This window comes from Candidatus Pantoea gossypiicola (genome assembly GCF_008632075.1).
Classification (GTDB): domain Bacteria; phylum Pseudomonadota; class Gammaproteobacteria; order Enterobacterales; family Enterobacteriaceae; genus Pantoea; species Pantoea gossypiicola.
This window is the reverse complement of record NZ_VWVM01000003.1, coordinates 1-16345: the sequence shown is the minus strand read 5'-3', so window position 1 is coordinate 16345 and position 16345 is coordinate 1. Positions and strand designations below refer to the sequence as shown.

General features: G+C 56.3%; 15 protein-coding genes and 1 pseudogene. 14 read left to right on the top strand and 2 right to left on the bottom strand.

Features of this window, described 5'->3' with window-relative positions:
* Positions 1-37: 37 nt before the first annotated feature.
* The gene (gene ytfQ, locus F3I20_RS04645) at positions 38-994 is read right to left on the bottom strand and encodes a galactofuranose ABC transporter, galactofuranose-binding protein YtfQ (protein WP_150009958.1); all 957 of its coding nucleotides are present in this window, start codon (positions 992-994) and stop codon (positions 38-40) included.
* 683 nt (positions 995-1677) lie between these two features.
* Between ytfQ and ydgT the strand changes: the two genes are divergently transcribed.
* From ydgT to F3I20_RS04580, 12 genes are all read left to right on the top strand, one after another.
* Positions 1678-1893: a transcription modulator YdgT gene (gene ydgT, locus F3I20_RS04640; RefSeq protein WP_033782999.1), complete on the top strand. Its 216-nt coding sequence runs from the start codon at positions 1678-1680 to the stop codon at positions 1891-1893.
* Between the two features lie 111 nt (positions 1894-2004).
* The gene (locus F3I20_RS04635; protein WP_150009956.1) at positions 2005-2448 is read left to right on the top strand and encodes a DUF2569 domain-containing protein; all 444 of its coding nucleotides are present in this window, start codon (positions 2005-2007) and stop codon (positions 2446-2448) included.
* A 123-nt stretch (positions 2449-2571) separates the two neighbouring features.
* On the top strand, positions 2572-3153 hold the full coding sequence (gene rsxA, locus F3I20_RS04625; protein WP_150037153.1) for an electron transport complex subunit RsxA: 582 nt from the start codon (positions 2572-2574) through the stop codon (positions 3151-3153).
* Positions 3153-3731, top strand: coding sequence for an electron transport complex subunit RsxB (gene rsxB, locus F3I20_RS04620; RefSeq protein WP_010245386.1), 579 nt, complete (start codon positions 3153-3155; stop codon positions 3729-3731). Before rsxA ends, rsxB begins: the two co-directional genes overlap by 1 nt.
* Positions 3724-6303: an electron transport complex subunit RsxC gene (gene rsxC, locus F3I20_RS04615; RefSeq protein WP_150059910.1), complete on the top strand. Its 2580-nt coding sequence runs from the start codon at positions 3724-3726 to the stop codon at positions 6301-6303. The genes rsxB and rsxC overlap by 8 nt, the downstream gene beginning before the upstream one ends.
* Entirely contained in the window at positions 6304-7362 is a 1059-nt protein-coding gene (gene rsxD / locus F3I20_RS04610; RefSeq protein ID WP_150038712.1) for an electron transport complex subunit RsxD, read from the top strand.
* 3 nt (positions 7363-7365) lie between these two features.
* The gene (gene rsxG, locus F3I20_RS04605; protein WP_150016011.1) at positions 7366-7998 is read left to right on the top strand and encodes an electron transport complex subunit RsxG; all 633 of its coding nucleotides are present in this window, start codon (positions 7366-7368) and stop codon (positions 7996-7998) included.
* Positions 7991-8695 carry an electron transport complex subunit E gene (locus F3I20_RS04600; protein WP_150038710.1) on the top strand — a complete coding sequence of 235 codons (705 nt, stop codon included), beginning with the start codon at positions 7991-7993 and terminating at the stop codon, positions 8693-8695. Before rsxG ends, F3I20_RS04600 begins: the two co-directional genes overlap by 8 nt.
* Positions 8692-9324: an endonuclease III gene (gene nth / locus F3I20_RS04595; RefSeq protein WP_150016009.1), complete on the top strand. Its 633-nt coding sequence runs from the start codon at positions 8692-8694 to the stop codon at positions 9322-9324. The genes F3I20_RS04600 and nth overlap by 4 nt, the downstream gene beginning before the upstream one ends.
* 204 nt (positions 9325-9528) lie before the next feature.
* Positions 9529-10248 (top strand): HPP family protein, encoded by a 720-nt coding sequence (locus F3I20_RS04590; RefSeq protein WP_150016008.1) that lies wholly within the window; start codon positions 9529-9531, stop codon positions 10246-10248.
* Between the two features lie 243 nt (positions 10249-10491).
* Positions 10492-11835: an MFS transporter gene (locus tag F3I20_RS04585; RefSeq protein ID WP_150016007.1), complete on the top strand. Its 1344-nt coding sequence runs from the start codon at positions 10492-10494 to the stop codon at positions 11833-11835.
* Positions 11813-13156, top strand: a complete 1344-nt coding sequence (locus F3I20_RS04580; protein ID WP_150016006.1) for an enolase C-terminal domain-like protein — start codon at positions 11813-11815, stop codon at positions 13154-13156. Before F3I20_RS04585 ends, F3I20_RS04580 begins: the two co-directional genes overlap by 23 nt.
* A 40-nt stretch (positions 13157-13196) precedes the next feature.
* Here F3I20_RS04580 and F3I20_RS04575 read toward each other — a convergent pair whose 3' ends face one another.
* The gene (locus F3I20_RS04575; protein WP_150016005.1) at positions 13197-13892 is read right to left on the bottom strand and encodes a CTP synthase C-terminal region-related (seleno)protein; all 696 of its coding nucleotides are present in this window, start codon (positions 13890-13892) and stop codon (positions 13197-13199) included.
* 679 nt (positions 13893-14571) lie between these two features.
* Between F3I20_RS04575 and dtpA the strand changes: the two genes are divergently transcribed.
* Together dtpA and F3I20_RS04565 are read left to right on the top strand one after the other, a co-directional pair.
* Positions 14572-16053 (top strand): dipeptide/tripeptide permease DtpA, encoded by a 1482-nt coding sequence (gene dtpA / locus F3I20_RS04570; RefSeq protein WP_150016004.1) that lies wholly within the window; start codon positions 14572-14574, stop codon positions 16051-16053.
* Positions 16054-16233: 180 nt separating this feature from the next.
* Positions 16234-16345, top strand: a pseudogene (locus tag F3I20_RS04565) (IS200/IS605 family transposase); the annotation flags it as partial.

Below are 16345 nucleotides of genomic sequence, written 5' to 3'. Positions count from 1 at the left end.
GAGGCGGTCTGCGGCTGGTCTGGGACGGGTCTGTGGATCAGTAACCCATACCCTTTTTCTTATCCAGCTCCGCCTGCGCGTCAGCAGGCAGGAACAGCTTCGACTCGGTTTTGATGACTTTTGGCGGCAGCGTGCCATCTTTTTTGAATTTCTCCAGCGCATCAAACGCCGGACCCGCCATGTTCGGTGTCAGCTCTACGTTGGCGTTGGCTTCCCCTGCCAGCATCGCTTTATAGATATCCGGTACACCATCAATCGAGCCGGTCAGAATGTCTTTGCCCGGTTTCAGGCCAGCTTCTTTAATCGCCTGAATAGCACCGATCGCCATATCATCGTTATGCGCGTAAACCATGCAGATGTTTTTGCCGTTGTTCTCAGCCTTGATAAAGCTCTCCATCACCTCTTTGCCCTTACTGCGGGTAAAGTCACCGGACTGCGAGCGGATCACTTTAATGTTTGGATGGTTGCTGATCGCTTCAGCAAAGCCTTTCTTACGATCGATCGCGACGCTGGCACCGACGGTACCCTGCAGTTCCACCACATTACACTGCTTGTCGCCCACGGTTTTCACCAGCCAGTCGCCAATCAGTTTGCCTTCCAGCACGTTGTCCGCCGTCACTACGGCCTGATAGAGCGATTTGTCTTTGACCACGATGGCGCGGTCCAGCAGGTAAACCGGGATTTTGGCGTCTTTAGCTTCTTCCAGAACCGGCTCCCAGCCGGTCTGTACGACTGGCGCGATGAAAATGGCATCAACGCCCTGCGCTATAAACGAACGTACTGCCTTAATCTGATTCTCTTGTTTCTGCTGCCCGTCGGCGATTTTCAGGGTGATTCCGCGTTTTTTGGCTTCGCTTTTCGCCACGCTGGTCTCTGCCGAACGCCAGCCAGACTCCGAACCTACCTGCGAGAAGCCGACCGTCATATCTGCAGCGAGCACCGGTCCGGTTAACGCGGCGCTGACCAGCGTGGTCAGAAGTAAACGTTTCCACATAGTTTTTAATCCTCTGAAAGGCGTTTGCTGTTTAGGGTAGAGAGCCTGCTTAGACTGGACTAAAAAAGCGTGCATAATGGCGACATACTTCACAAAACAGAGCAATTTAAAGGGCTTACGTGCAGCAGTACGGGTTCGCTGGCTACGGCGTTATGGATAAAACGGCTGAGTAATAAAACAATCTTCGTTAAATAATTGTAATAAACAGAATCGCTTATGCTTAACGCCACTGGAAACGATTACAGACAGGCGTACTAAATGGGTTATCCGGCCTGCGTTGAACAAAAAATGGGATTTGTGATTGCCCGCACAGTCGTTTGCGCGTGCTGAATGGGCGCGAAACGTTTCTATGCGCGTGGTTTAAAAAGGATTAATTCTTCTGCCCGAAATTGTCAGAAAGGAGGCGTTGATGCATTGGCTGGCCTGAAGGAATGTAAAATAATATTTAAAATACGCGTTCAACGATGCATTCCGGCAGGGATTTCTGTGAGCCAATGCCCTATTTACTATCATCGTGCGGGCAGGCTGGCACTGACTGCCATAAAAATAGCAGATTTGGACTTTTAATCGCTGGTAAGGTGCTTTAGTCTGATTTTCGTTTTTTTTAACCGGCTCGATCTGGACAGCCCTGGCTTGCCCCCTATACTGAGCACTCCTTTGTACTTCTATCTGTTATGGCAATGATGACTGCGCACGATTACCTGCTTAAATTCCGCAAAGTAAATAATTCAGACAGTCTGGAAAAGCTTTTCGATCACCTTAACTACTCCCTTACAAATGATATGGAAATCATCAATATGTATCGGGCTGCCGATCATCGTCGTGCCGAGCTGGTTTCTGGCGGACGGTTATATGATCTTGGCTGTGTCCCTAAAACGGTGTGGCGCTACGTGGTCTGATTTCCGGCTGGTTAATCGCTCTCTTTACCTCTGACCTTGTCCGGATGGGCGTGCCCCTCTGGACATGTTATCCTGCTGCGCTTCGACTCCCCCGAGACAGGAATAACCACGATGAATGAACAGGTTGCTGCGCCGCGAATTGGTGGCTGGCTTTTGCTGCCGCTGGCCTGGCTGATAATGACCCTGTTAACCACCGTTCTGGTGCTGGCGATGTATCTGACCCCTCTCTTTAATCCGGAATGGCGTGTGGCGCTGTTTTCACACGGCAGCACACTCCTCTCTTACTGGGCTATTTCGCTGCTTACCGCCGTGGCGGTCTGGGCCTACAGCCTCTGGATCAGCTGGCTTTTCTTTAAACGCTCCCGCCGTTTGCCGCGCCACTATCTGCTCTGGCTGCTGATCACCGTGCTGCTGGCGCTGAAAACCTTCGCTTTTACGCCGGTTGCCGATAGCCGTGCCCTTCAGACGTTACTGCTGTCACTGCTTGCGGCGGCGGTATTTGTGCCCTATTTCAAACGTTCAAAGCGGGTTAAAGCCACCTTTATCGCGCCGTAACGCTGTGAGTTATGTCAGGAATTTAATTCTGAGTGCTGTCTGCCGCCTTGCAGGAGGCGCGGATATTGAGATACGCCGCGCTATCAATGATAATAAGCCGCTTTCCGGCTCCCAGGCGAAAAAATGACCGATTATCTGCTTCTCTTTGTTGGCACCGTGCTGGTGAATAACTTCGTCTTAGTGAAGTTTCTCGGCCTCTGTCCTTTTATGGGCGTTTCCAAAAAACTGGAAACGGCGATTGGCATGGGCCTCGCCACGACATTCGTGATTACGCTGGCCTCTATCTGCGCTTGGCTGGTTAACCACCTGATCCTGTTGCCGCTGGATCTGATCTATCTGCGCACCATGGCCTATATCCTGGTGATCGCTGTCGTCGTGCAGTTCACCGAAATGGTGGTGCGTAAAACCAGTCCGTCGCTCTATCGTCTGCTGGGTATCTTCCTGCCGCTGATCACCACCAACTGTGCGGTGCTGGGTGTGCCTCTGCTGAGCGTTAACCTTAACCACACCTTTATGCAGGCTGCGCTGTATGGATTCAGTGCCTCTATCGGCTTCTCGCTGGTCATGGTGTTGTTCGCCGGGATGCGTGAGCGACTGGTGCTGGCCAACGTGCCTGCCCCGTTCAAAGGCAACTCCATTGCCCTGATTACCGCAGGCCTGATGGCGCTGGCGTTTATGGGCTTCAGCGGTCTGGTGAAATTCTGATGACCGCGATCTGGATTGCTGTAGCCGTATTAAGTGCCCTGAGCCTGGTGTTCGGCGCTCTGCTGGGTTACGCCTCGCGCCGTTTTGAGGTCGAAGAAGACCCTATCGTTGAGCAGATTGATGCCATTCTGCCACAGAGCCAGTGTGGTCAGTGCGGCTATCCGGGCTGCCGCCCCTATGCCGATGCGGTCGGTAACAACGGAGAAGCAATCAATAAATGCGCGCCGGGCGGGGAGCAAACCATGCTCAAGCTGGCTGCGCTGCTTAACGTTGAACCGCAGCCGATTGATGGCGATGAAACAGCAAAAGAGCCGGTGCGCACCGTGGCGTTCATCGATGAAGCCAACTGCATTGGCTGCACCAAATGTATTCAGGCCTGTCCGGTGGATGCGATTGTCGGCGCAACCCGCGCCATGCACACCGTGCTGAGCGATGTCTGCACCGGCTGCGATCTCTGTGTCGCGCCCTGCCCGACTGACTGTATTGAAATGCGTCCGGTCGCCACCACGCCAGCTAACTGGAAGTGGGATTTGAATACCATTCCTGTACGGGTGATCCCGGTAGAAACTCATGCTTAATCTGTTTAACCTCCTGAAAAAAGAGAAGGTCTGGGATTTTCAGGGCGGTATTCATCCGCCAGAAATGAAAACCCAGTCCAACGGCACGCCGCTCAGCGAACTGCCATTGCCGGACCGTTTTGTTATTCCGTTAAAACAGCATATCGGCCATGAAGGTGAGATCTGCGTTGCGCCTGGCGATAAGGTGCTGCGCGGTCAGCCCCTGACCTTTGGTACCGGCCGTATGCTGCCGGTCCATGCGCCCACCTCTGGCGTGATTGAGGATATCGGTCAGCATATGACCGCGCACCCTTCTGGTCTGTCCGAACTCTGCATCTTCCTGACGCCCGATGGTGAAGACCGCTGGATGCCGCTCGATCCGCTGCCAGACTACCGTCAGCATCCGCGCGCCGACATCGTGCAGCGAATTCATGATGCGGGCATCGCGGGTCTGGGCGGTGCAGGCTTCCCGACCGCCACCAAACTGAAAGGCGGCCTGCGGGGGGTTAAAACCCTGATTATCAATGCGGCAGAGTGTGAACCTTACATCACGGCTGACGATCGCCTGATGCAGGATTATGCCGCCGAAGTGCTGGAAGGCAGCCGCATTCTCGCCTGGGTATTACAGGCTGAGCGGGTGTTGATTGGCATTGAAGATAATAAACCGGAAGCGATCGCCGCACTGAAACAGGCGCTGGGTAGCGAGCGCGATCTGCAAATCCGGGTGATCCCGACCAAATATCCTTCCGGCGGTGCCAAGCAGTTGACCCGCATTCTGACCGGCATGGAAGTGCCACATGGCGGGCGTTCGACCGATATTGGTGTACTGATGCAGAACGTCGGCACCGCCTGGGCGGTTAAGCGGGCGATTATCAATGGTGAACCGATCACCGAACGCGTGGTGACGCTGACTGGCGAGGCGATTGCCCAGCCGCGTAACGTCTGGAGTCGTCTTGGCACGCCAATCAGCCATCTGCTGCATCAGGTGGGTTTCACGCCTGCACCGCGGCAGATGGTGATTATGGGCGGTCCGCTGATGGGCTTTACCCTGCCATCGCTGGATGTGCCGGTGGTGAAGATTACCAACTGTATTCTTGCGCCCTCTTCCAGTGAGATGGGTAATAACGACGAAGAGCAGTCCTGCATTCGTTGCTCCGCCTGTGCCGACGCCTGTCCGGCTAAGCTGCTGCCGCAGCAGCTTTACTGGTACAGCCAGGGCGGCGATCACGATAAAGCGCGTGCACACCATATTGATGACTGCATCGAATGCGGTGCCTGCGCCTATGTCTGCCCGAGTAATATCCCGCTGGTGCAATATTACCGTCAGGAAAAAGCGGAACTGCGCGCCATCGATCTGGAAGCGAAACGTACGCTGGAGGCCAAAGCCCGCTTCGAAGCGCGTCAGGCGCGTCTGGAGCGTGAAAAACAGGCCCGTGAAGCGCGTCATGAAGAGGCGAAACAGCGTGTGGCCCGCACCGATACCAGCGAACTGGCGGCAGCCAAAGCGCGGGTGAAAGCCCGTCAGACCGCTGAACCGGATGAAGCGACGCTTGAAGCGCAGCGTGAAGCCCGCCATGCGCAGGCGCGTCTGCGTCAGGCCGAGGCGCAGGCTGAAACTCAGCCGGTGACGCGTCAGTCAGTCGATCCGCGTAAAGCGGCGGTTGAAGCCGCGATTGCCAGGGCAAAAGCGAAGAAAGTCTCACCGGCTGATACGGCTGCTGACGCCAGTGTTGATCCGCGTAAAGCCGCCGTCGAGGCCGCTATCGCCCGCGCCAAAGCGAAGAAAGCCGCACAGGCTGAAGGCGCTGATGCCACAACTCCGGCGGTAACGGAGCGCGTTACTGACGCCGCACCGGACGCCGCCGTGGAAACCGATCCGCGTAAAGCCGCGGTTCAGGCCGCTATCGCCCGCGCCAAAGCGAAGAAAGCCGCACAGGCTGAAGGCGCTGATGCCATAACTCCGGCGGTAACGGTGAGCGTTACTGACGCCGCACCGGACGCCGCCGTGGAAACCGATCCGCGTAAAGCCGCGGTTCAGGCCGCTATCGCCCGTGCCAAAGCGAAGAAAGCCGCACAGGCTGAAGGCGCTGATGCCACAACTCCGGCGGTAACGGAGCGCGTTACCGACGCCGCTCCGGACGCCGCCGTGGAAACTGATCCGCGTAAAGCCGCGGTTCAGGCCGCTATCGCCCGCGCCAAAGCGAAGAAAGCCGCGCAGGCTGAAGGCGCTGATGCCACGACTCCGGCGGTAACGGAGCGCGTTACTGACGCCGCACCGGACGCCGCCGTGGAAACCGATCCGCGTAAAGCCGCGGTTCAGGCCGCTATCGCCCGCGCCAAAGCGAAGAGAGCCGCGCAGGCTGAAAGTGATGCGGATGCCGCTTCACGTGACGCCGCCGCGCTCGCCACCGCCGCACACTTTGCGGTAGAGAAAGCGGAACAGGCTCAGGAGCAGGCCAACAACGCCAATGCTGAACCTGAACAGGCACCTGAACTGAATCAACCCGATGATGCGCGCAAGGCCGCTATTGCCGCCGCCATCGCCCGTGCCAAAGCGCGTAAAGCGCAGTCGTCTACGACGCTTGAGGATTAAATGGCTTTTCGTATTGCAAGTTCTCCCTATACCCATAACCGCCGCAGTACCGGCAACATCATGTTGCTGGTGGTGCTGGCCGCGGTGCCGGGCTTTGCTGCACAGTGTTATTTCTTTGGCTACGGCACCGTTCTGCAGGTCTTACTGGCGACCCTTACCGCCTGGCTGACCGAGGCAGCGATTCTGCGTCTGCGCAAAGCGCCTGTCGCCAGCACGCTGGCGGATAACTCAGCGTTGCTGACCGCCATCCTGATCGGTATCAGCCTGCCGCCGCTGGCACCCTGGTGGCTGGTGGTGATTGGTACCCTCTTTGCGGTGGTCATTGCCAAACAGCTCTATGGCGGACTGGGCCAGAACCCGTTTAATCCGGCGATGGTCGGTTATGTGGTGCTGCTGATCTCCTTCCCGGTGCAGATGACCAGCTGGCTGCCGCCTGACACGTTACAGGCGATCAAACCCGGCCTGATGGACAGTCTGAACATGGTGTTCCGTGGCCACACGCTGGCGGGCGATACCATGCAGCAGTTGCAGATGGGTGTGGATGGCATCAGCCAGGCGACCCCGCTGGATACCTTCAAAACCGGCTTACGTGCCGGTCACAGTGCCGAACATTTGCTGGCGCAGCCGATTTACAGCGGCGTGCTGGCCGGGCTCGGCTGGCAGTGGGTTAACGTCGGCTATCTGGCGGGCGGCCTGTTCCTGCTGTGGAAGAGTGCGATTCGCTGGCATATCCCGGTCGCCATGCTGCTGTCACTGGCATTCTGCGCCACGCTGGGCTGGTTCTTCTCCCCGGAATCACTGAATAGTCCGCTGATTCACCTTTTCTCCGGGGCCACCATGCTGGGCGCGTTCTTTATTGCCACCGACCCGGTAACCGCGTCGACCACTAATCGAGGTCGTCTGGTGTATGGCGCGCTGATCGGACTGCTGGTCTGGCTGATCCGCAGCTTTGGCGGCTATCCTGACGGCGTGGCGTTTGCTGTGCTGCTGGCCAACATTTGCGTGCCGCTCATCGATTACTACACCCAGCCGCGCGTTTACGGCCATCAGAAGGATTAAGCGATGCTGGAGACGATTCGCAAAAATGGCGTCACGCTGGCGATTTTCGCTGCGATTACCACGGCCGCTACGGCAGTTATCAATACGGTGACCAAACCAACGGTAGAGCATCAGACTCAGTTACAGCAGAAAAATCTGCTGGATCAGGTGGTGCCTGTTGAGCTTTATGACAATAACATCCAGCAGGATTGTTACGTTGTCACGGATGCAGCACTGGGCAACAGTGCGCCGCATCATCTTTTCCTGGCGCGTAAAGGTGGCCAGCCGGTCGCGGCTGCACTGGAGACAACCGCGCCTGACGGCTATTCTGGTGCGATCCAGATGCTGGTCGGTGCTGATTTCCAGGGTAAAGTACTGGGCGTGCGGGTGATTGAACACCATGAAACGCCTGGCCTGGGCGATAAAATCGAACTGCGCATCTCTGACTGGATCAACAGCTTTAATGGCAAAGTGGTGCAGGGTCCGGCGGATAGAGCCTTTGCGGTTAAAAAAGATGGCGGCGACTTCGATCAGTTTACCGGTGCCACCATTACCCCACGCGCGGTGGTCAATGCGACGAAACGCACCGCGCTGTTGATGAAAACGCTTCCGGAGAGACTCTCTTCGTTACCAGCATGTGGAGACACAAATGAGTGAAGCTAAAAGTCTGCTGGTTGGTGGACTGTGGAAAAACAACTCGGCACTGGTACAGCTGCTGGGCCTCTGTCCGCTGCTGGCGGTTACCGCAACGGCCACCAATGCGCTCGGTCTGGGGCTGGCGACCACGCTGGTGCTGACCCTGACCAACAGTTTTATTTCCGCCTCGCGCCGCTGGGTGCCGTCGGAAATCCGTATCCCGATTTATGTCATGATCATCGCCTCGGTGGTGAGCTGCGTGCAGATGCTGATCAACGCCTATGCCTACGGTCTCTATCAGTCGCTGGGGATTTTTATCCCGCTGATTGTGACCAACTGCATCGTGGTTGGCCGTGCTGAAGCTGTCGCCTCTAAGAGCAGCATTCCACTTGCCGCACTGGATGGTTTTGCCATCGGCATGGGCGCGACCTGCGCCATGGTGGTGCTGGGTTCGCTACGTGAAATTATCGGCAGCGGCACGTTGTTTAACGGTGCCGATCAGCTGCTTGGTCCGTGGGCGAAATCGCTGCGTATCGAAGTGGTTCATTTCGATTCGCCGATGCTGCTGGCGATGCTGCCGCCTGGCGCGTTTATCGGCCTGGGCATGATGCTGGCGGGCAAATATCTGATTGACCAGAAGATGAAACAGCGTGCAGCGCTGCGTGCTCAGGCGGCTGAAACCGCGGCACCTCAGAACGTTGTCGGGAAGCCAGTGTGAATCAGACCAAACGCACCGAAATTCTCCATCGGCTGCAGCAGAACAATCCGCATCCGACCACCGAGCTGAACTTCAGATCGCCGTTTGAGCTGCTGATTGCGGTGCTGCTCTCGGCGCAGGCGACCGATGTCAGCGTGAACAAAGCCACCGCGAAGCTCTATCCGGTGGCCAACACGCCCGCCGCGATGCTGGCGCTGGGTGTGGATGGCGTAAAGGAGTACATCAAAACCATCGGCCTGTTTAATAGCAAAGCGGAGAATGTGATTAAGACCTGCCGCATTCTGCTGGAGCAGCACAACGGCGAAGTGCCGGAAGATCGTGCGGCGCTGGAAGCCCTGCCCGGCGTTGGCCGTAAAACTGCCAATGTGGTGCTCAATACCGCCTTTGGCTGGCCGACGATCGCCGTTGATACCCATATATTTCGCGTCAGCAACCGCACAAAATTTGCGCCAGGTAAGAATGTCGAAGAGGTGGAACAGAAGCTGCTGAAGGTGGTTCCGGCCGCCTACAAGGTCGATTGTCACCACTGGCTGATTCTGCATGGCCGCTACACCTGCGTGGCGCGTAAACCGCGCTGCGGTGCCTGCCTGATTGAAGATCTCTGTGAGTATCCCGACAAAGTCGAGTGATTTGATACCTGACCCGCTGTGGCGGGTTTTTTATTATCTGCCTGTGCCCGCTGCATGACCTCTCCTGCGCGATCCCCCCTTTTCACCACGCTATCTGACGCGCCTGAATACCGGCACAGTTTGTCGGGTTGTTACATCGATGTTGATGATGGAAAATCGCCGCCCCTGACGATAAGAAAAAGTTATGACACGGTGAGTAACGTAATGAAGAAAAGCCCTTCTGCCGGAAGGCATCCTCTGCGCCTGTTTCTGGCGCGACTCTGGCCACATCCGCTAGCGGTGAGTCAAAAACATGTGGTGATTGCCGGACTGGGTGCAGGCATTGGCCTGGTGCTGACCAGCCTGCTGAGCCACTGGATGCTGGGCGAGCTGAACCTCTGGTTTGTCGCCCCGGTTGGCGCATCAGCCGTCCTGCTCTTTGGTTTGCCTGCCAGTCCGCTGGCGCAGCCGTGGGCAATCGTCGGTGGCAACAGCCTGTCTGCGCTGGCTGGCGTCACCGTCAGCCAGCTGATACCCGAACCAGCCATCGCCTGCGGCGTCGCGGCCTGTGTGGCGATCCTGCTGATGTTCCAGCTGCGCTGTCTGCATCCGCCTGGCGGCGCAGTGGCCCTGACCGCTATTCTGGGCGGGCCGTCGGTGCAGCAGCTGGGTTATCAGTTTGTCCTGACGCCGATTCTGCTCAACTCACTGACGCTGGCACTACTGGCCCTGCTGTTAAATAATCTGGCCGGTCGTCGCTACCCTCATCCGCTGGCGCCTCAGGAAATTAAACCCGAGCCGGTTGCCATGCCAGTCCCGCTGACGCGTGCCGATCTGCATCAGGCTTTACAGGGTGGGGAACTGCTGGATATTGACGAAGATGATTTGCAGGCGCTGCTGCTGCGCGCTGAAGAGATTGCGCAACGCCGCCAGTTCAGCGGCTGAAGTCTGCCTGCTGACACCACCTTATCCTGTCGTGCCGGCACGCTCCGCGTGGCCGAAAGACACACACGAAGTTGATCGCTGCCACAGTTTTGCTCAGCCGCTGCGCCTCGCCTTTCCGGTAACCTCTTGATAACAAAATCGCCCAGGCCGGACGCCCATCCGGTCCAGGGCGGATGCCCATAGAGCCTGTCTTAGCCGCGCTCTACACTTTGCTCTTCTTTACGTTTCTTATGAGGAAGCACGATGGATAGCGCCTTGTCCCCGCAGCACGATGAGCTGATCGCCTCCGCCATCAAAAAATTCTTCATCCATATCATCCCGATGCTGGTGGTCATGCTGATCATTAATCAGATTGACCGTGCCAATATTGGTTTTATCAAAGCCGAGCTACGCAGCGATGCCGGGATCAGCGCCGCCGCCTTTGGTCTGGGTGCGGGCCTCTTTTTCATTGGTTATGCGCTGTTTGAAGTACCGAGTAATCTGATGATGAAGCGCTTTGGCGCACGTGTCTGGCTGACACGCATCATGATGACCTGGGGATTGGTGGTGATCCTGACCGGATTCGTCACCTCGCCCATTCAGTTTTACCTGCTGCGCTTCTTACTTGGCGTCGCCGAAGCGGGCTTCTTTCCCGGCGTGCTGTTCTATTTCCGTCAGTGGGTACCGAATGCCTGGCGCGGCCGGGCTACCGCGATGGTGCTGAGCGCCACGGCTGGTGCCTTTCTCTTCTCCGGGCCGATCACGGGTGCCATCCTGATGATGCACAACTTTCTGGGGATAGCGGGCTGGAAATGGGTGATGTTTCTCGAAGGCGGTGCCTCGGTGCTGGTCGGGATCCTCGCCGCCTGGGTACTGGTATCACGTCCCGACCAGGCGCGCTGGCTGACTGACGCGGAGAAACAGGCGCTGGTACAGCAACTGGATAGTGAAGAGACACAGCGTGACGCGCTTAATCGCGAGCCGGGCAAAATGTCGCTGTTACGCAATCGCAGCCTGCTGTTCTTCTGCGCAATCTTCTTCACCATGACCATGACCGGTTATACGCTGGTGTTCTGGCTGCCTCAGATTATTCAGCGCATTCAGGGCTTCAGCAGTTTTGGCATCGGGATGCTCACCGCTGTGCCATGGCTATGCGCCATTATCGCCATCAACCTGCTGAGCCGCTTTTCAGACCGCCACCGCGACAGACTCGATAAAGCGCTGGGCGTCGCCATGCTGGTCGCCGCCTGTGGCACCTATATGGCGACGCTGGGTTCCCCGTGGTTTGGTTTCCTGGCGATGATCGTGGCCTGTATCGGTTCTAAAGTCAGCGCCACCTTTTTCTGGCCGATGCCACAGGGAGAACTGCCCGCCTCAATTGTCGCACCGGGCATTGCGCTGGTGAATTCTGTTGGCAATCTTGGCGGCTTTTTCGCACCGACGGTGTTTGGCTATCTGGAGATGAAGACCGGCTCCACTACCGGCGGTCTCTATGCCCTGACCAGCGTCTCGCTACTGACCGGGCTGTGGCTGCTGCTGCGCCGCAGGCCATCCCCGCCGTCCCTTGACCCTATGGAGAATCACCATGTCAGACAGTCCAGTCATTAAAACAATGCGGGTGGTGCCGGTCGCCGGGTATGACAGCATGCTGCTGAACATTGGTGGCGCGCATAACTGCTACTTTACCCGCATCCTGGTAATCCTGACCGATTCCGCAGGCCGTACCGGCGTGGGCGAAAGTCCCTGTCACGCTTCGACGCTGGGGCTGCTGGCACGTTTTCAATCGCAGATTGAGGGCAGCGAGCTGCTGCGGCTGAATGCGACGATCGCCACGCTGTTTGCCAGTGATGCACGCCATCAGCAGACCGCGCATACCGATGACATCCACATTCCACAGATGAACCCGGAAAAGTTCTACAACGCCGCCGCGGCGATTGAAGCCGCGCTGCTTGATCTGATGGGCCAGCACCTCAATCTGCCGGTTGCCGATTTACTTGCCAGCGGCAGGCAGCGCGATCGTGTGCCGGTGCTCGGCTATCTGTTCTATATCGCCGACCGCAACCTGACCAGCATGAACTATCAGGCAGGCCAGGCTGGCGGTGATGCCTGGCTGCAACTGCGCCATGAAAAAGCGATGGATGCGCAAAGCGTCGTGCGGCTGGCTGAGGCCGCCGCGGAACGCTATGGCTTCCGCGACTTCAAACTCAAGGGCGGCGTACACCACGGCGAAGTGGAGGTAGAGACGGTTAACGCCCTGCTGCAACGCTTTCCGCAGGCGCGGGTAACGGTCGACCCCAACGCCAGCTGGTCGCTGGATGAAGCCATTTATTATGGTAAACAGCTGGCGGGCCGCATTCCCTATCTGGAAGATCCCTGTGGCGCGGAGCAGGGCTATTCCGGCCGGGAAACGCTGGCCGAGTTTAAACGGGCCACCGGTATTCCGGTCGCCACGAATATGATCGCCAATGACTGGCGACAGTTGCAGCATGCGTTACAGCTCAATGCTATCGACATTCCGCTGGCCGATCCGCACTTCTGGACGATGCGCCATGCGCACACCGTGGCACAGCTCTGTCAGGAGTGGGGACTGACCACCGGCTGCCATTCAAACAATCATTTTGATGTCTCACTGGCGATGGTGGCGCATCTGGGGGCGGCTGCACCCGGCGATCGCCTGACGGCCTTTGATACGCACTGGATCTGGCAGGATGGACAACAGCTGACGCAGCATGCGCCGCAGATTCGTGATGGGCATCTGGAACTGCCAGAGGGGCCAGGGCTGGGTATTACCCTGAATATGAAACGGGTCGAAGCGGCACACGCACTCTACACTTCGCTGCCGGATAAAAACCGTAACGATGCGCTGGGCATGCAGTTTCTGATTGAAAACTGGTCGTTTAACGCCAAACGCCCGGCGCTGCTGCGCTGAAGAACAGCAGCCTGTGACAGTGTCACAGGCTGCTCTCTTTTTAGCGTTGTGCCAGCGCTGCCTGCATCCAGGCAATCACCAGAGGAGAATCTTTTTCCTGCAGCGCAGCGCGTTCTGACTGGAACAGGGTGGCAACAAAGAAAGGATGATCCGGCAGCTCCACACCGCGTACGTCCCCCGCGTCATCCCAGGCAGTAATGCGCAGCGTGTTATCGCCCAGCGCCGCACTGAATTCCGGGTTGACGCCAAAGTTACAGTGATAGCCTTCATCGCTCTCCAGCGTGCCGTAGGCTGCAGCAATACGTGAACCGGGTTCAAACCTGACCGCGCCGCGCTGCTCCACCAGCGAGCAGCTCAGCGGCGCTATGACCATGCGCCCGCCGGCGTCGGTTTCGGCATGACTCGCATCGTGCCAGCCCAGTACATTGCGCGCATACTCGATGACCGCATACTGGAATCCCCCGCAGGAGCCCAGGAAAGGCGTTCCACTTTCCCGCGCCCAGCGAATGGTGTCAAAAACGGCCTCATCATTATGGTAGGGACTGCCAGGCACGACCCAGACCGCGTCACTGCGCCTGAGGTCGGATTCAGCGAGTTTTTCGCTGGCAATCCATTCAGCTTCAACCGTTATGTTAAGCCAGCGGGCAGCACGTTCAAGAGCAAGAGGTATGGCCTGATGGGCAACCGCATTCGCGCGGTAGTCACCAGCCAGAGATAAACGCAGGGGGGACGACATAAACAGATCCTTCTCGGTGAAATTGAGAGGTTACAGGAATGTTAATTTTAAGTCGAGCAGCCTGAAAGCCGCGTCATAATGTTGCTACTCAGTACAGGAAGCATCATCTCTTCATCACAGCCTGCTCCCCTTTTCTTCAGCGGAAAATTTTTTGCAGGTTTATGCTGTCCACAGGCTTTTCACCTTTCCTGCGCAGCAACGCAATCGGTTTCTTGTTTTGCTTTCTGAATTAAATCGCTGGTTTATGCTCTCGTTCAGGAATTGTATGCTTTGCCGCCAGATGAGACGCCTTACGTTTACTTTGTCGTCATATTGCCTGGTTAATGGCCTGAAACTTCCTGTACATGCTGCCGATTAAATCTGCGGCAAACGTTTCATCTGAATTACCCTCTATTAGCAGTTAATGTTAAATTCATCCAGCGCCTCACTCGCATTCAGTTGATTTATACTGATATGCTCTTTGTCATCAATATTTAAATCTGGGCAACAGTTTATTATAAGGTTTTTAACCATGGATTATCAGCTCAGGCAGGTTGTCAGAAAATTCTTGCCCTGCCGCCCGTAATCAGCCAAATTAGTCGCCGCTTTTCCCTTCTAATAACAATCTCGCGCATGAAAACTCACATGACGCGGACTTAATTGCTGTCCCGAAACAGGGTATGAAAAAACTGAGGTATATGTGTCAACTGCAAACAAACACACCGATGAGGCCGTCAGTCTCAATGCGTTTAAACAGCCAAAGGCGTTTTACTTAATTTTCTCAATTGAGTTATGGGAACGTTTTGGTTTCTATGGTCTGCAAGCCATCATCGCGGTTTATCTTGTCAAACAGCTTGGTATGTCCGAATCGGATTCAATTGCTCTGTTTTCCTCTTTCAGTGCGTTGGTGTATGGACTGATGGCCATTGGTGGCTGGCTCGGCGATAAGGTGTTGGGTACCAAACGCGTGATCGTCCTGGGTGTAGTGGTGCTGGCGTTGGGTTATGCGCTGGTGGCCTTCTCCGGTCACCATGCAGGCATCGTCTATCTCGGTATGGCGACCATCGCCGTGGGTAGCGGCCTGTTCAAGGCTAATCCCTCTGCGCTGCTCTCCACCTGCTATGAAAAAGATGATCCGCGCATTGATGGTGCCTTCACCATGTTCTATATGTCGATCAACATCGGTTCACTGTTTTCGATGATGCTGACCCCGTGGTTAGCGGCGAAATATGGTTACAGCGTCGCGTTCTCGCTGTGCGTTATCGGTCTGGTTATTACTCTGTTTAATTTCCTGTTCTGCAAACACATGGTCAAAGACTATGGTTCTAAACCCGATTTTGAGCCGTTACAGGTTGGAAAACTGCTGATGACCCTGGTGGGCGTCGTGGTGCTGATAGCGCTGGCAAACTGGATGCTGCATCATCAGGCCATTGCACGCCTGGTGCTGGCGGTCATTGCGCTGGGTATCGTGCTGGTGTTTGCTAAAGAGACGTTTTCGCTGCAGGGCGCGGCGCGTCGTAAAATGATTGTGGCCTTCCTGCTGATGGTCGAAGCGATTCTGTTTTTCGTGCTCTATATGCAGATGCCAACATCACTCAACTTCTTTGCTATCCGCAACGTTGAACACACGATTCTCGGCATTACTTTTGCGCCCGAGCAGTTCCAGGCACTGAACCCGTTCTGGATCATGCTGGCCAGCCCGCTGCTGGCTGCGCTCTATAATAAGCTGGGCGATAAGCTGCCTATGCCGCACAAGTTTGCCTTTGGTATGGTGCTCTGCTCCGCTGCGTTCCTGGTACTGCCGATGGGCGCGAAATTTGCCAGCAATGCCGGTATCGTTTCTGTTAACTGGCTGATCCTGAGCTACGCACTGCAGAGTATCGGTGAGCTGATGATTGCGGGTCTTGGCCTGGCGATGGTGGCACAGCTGGTGCCTCAGCGTCTGATGGGCTTTATCATGGGCGCGTGGTTCCTGACCACCGCAGGCGCGGCGGTCATTGCCGGTAAAGTGGCTAACCTGATGGCGGTGCCTGAAAACGTGACCGACCCGCTGATTTCACTGGCGACCTACAGCCGTGTATTCCAGCAGATCGGTATTGTGACCGCCGTTATCGCCTTGTTGATGCTGATTACGGCACCGGTGCTGAACCGTATGGCGCAGGCTCCTGACACGGAAAAATAACGTGCAGGCGTCATTGCGGCCGTGACACGAATCAGCCGGGCTCTGCCCGGCTTTTTTATTGCCAACTTAAAACCACGTCCTATGGACGTGGTTATCGCCTCGGTTCTGGCTCTGCCTGTAAAGATCTGCCCATGTCAAACTCCTCATCTGTTGTCCCCACAACTGATAAGGAAATTCAACATGAGCAGGTTTCAAAAAGCTTCCCACGTGCTGTGGCATTGTCAATACCATATAGTCTGGACGCCAAAGTGTCGCTTCAGGATATTAAAAGGAAATGTTGGTAAAGAGGTTT

Excerpts from the sequence above, each read along its gene's own strand:
- rsxA (WP_150037153.1), top strand. The coding sequence starts at position 2,572 with ATGACCGATTATCTGCTTCTCTTTGTTGGCACCGTGCTGGTGAATAAC.
- rsxD (WP_150038712.1), top strand. The coding sequence starts at position 6,304 with ATGGCTTTTCGTATTGCAAGTTCTCCCTATACCCATAACCGCCGCAGT.
- F3I20_RS04585 (WP_150016007.1), top strand. The coding sequence starts at position 10,492 with ATGGATAGCGCCTTGTCCCCGCAGCACGATGAGCTGATCGCCTCCGCC.
- F3I20_RS04590 (WP_150016008.1), top strand. The coding sequence starts at position 9,529 with ATGAAGAAAAGCCCTTCTGCCGGAAGGCATCCTCTGCGCCTGTTTCTG.
- F3I20_RS04580 (WP_150016006.1), top strand. The coding sequence starts at position 11,813 with ATGTCAGACAGTCCAGTCATTAAAACAATGCGGGTGGTGCCGGTCGCC.
- rsxC (WP_150059910.1), top strand. The coding sequence starts at position 3,724 with ATGCTTAATCTGTTTAACCTCCTGAAAAAAGAGAAGGTCTGGGATTTT.
- F3I20_RS04575 (WP_150016005.1), bottom strand. The coding sequence starts at position 13,892 with ATGTCGTCCCCCCTGCGTTTATCTCTGGCTGGTGACTACCGCGCGAAT.
- ydgT (WP_033782999.1), top strand. The coding sequence starts at position 1,678 with ATGACTGCGCACGATTACCTGCTTAAATTCCGCAAAGTAAATAATTCA.
- F3I20_RS04635 (WP_150009956.1), top strand. The coding sequence starts at position 2,005 with ATGAATGAACAGGTTGCTGCGCCGCGAATTGGTGGCTGGCTTTTGCTG.
- rsxB (WP_010245386.1), top strand. The coding sequence starts at position 3,153 with ATGACCGCGATCTGGATTGCTGTAGCCGTATTAAGTGCCCTGAGCCTG.
- ytfQ (WP_150009958.1), bottom strand. The coding sequence starts at position 994 with ATGTGGAAACGTTTACTTCTGACCACGCTGGTCAGCGCCGCGTTAACC.
- rsxG (WP_150016011.1), top strand. The coding sequence starts at position 7,366 with ATGCTGGAGACGATTCGCAAAAATGGCGTCACGCTGGCGATTTTCGCT.
- F3I20_RS04600 (WP_150038710.1), top strand. The coding sequence starts at position 7,991 with ATGAGTGAAGCTAAAAGTCTGCTGGTTGGTGGACTGTGGAAAAACAAC.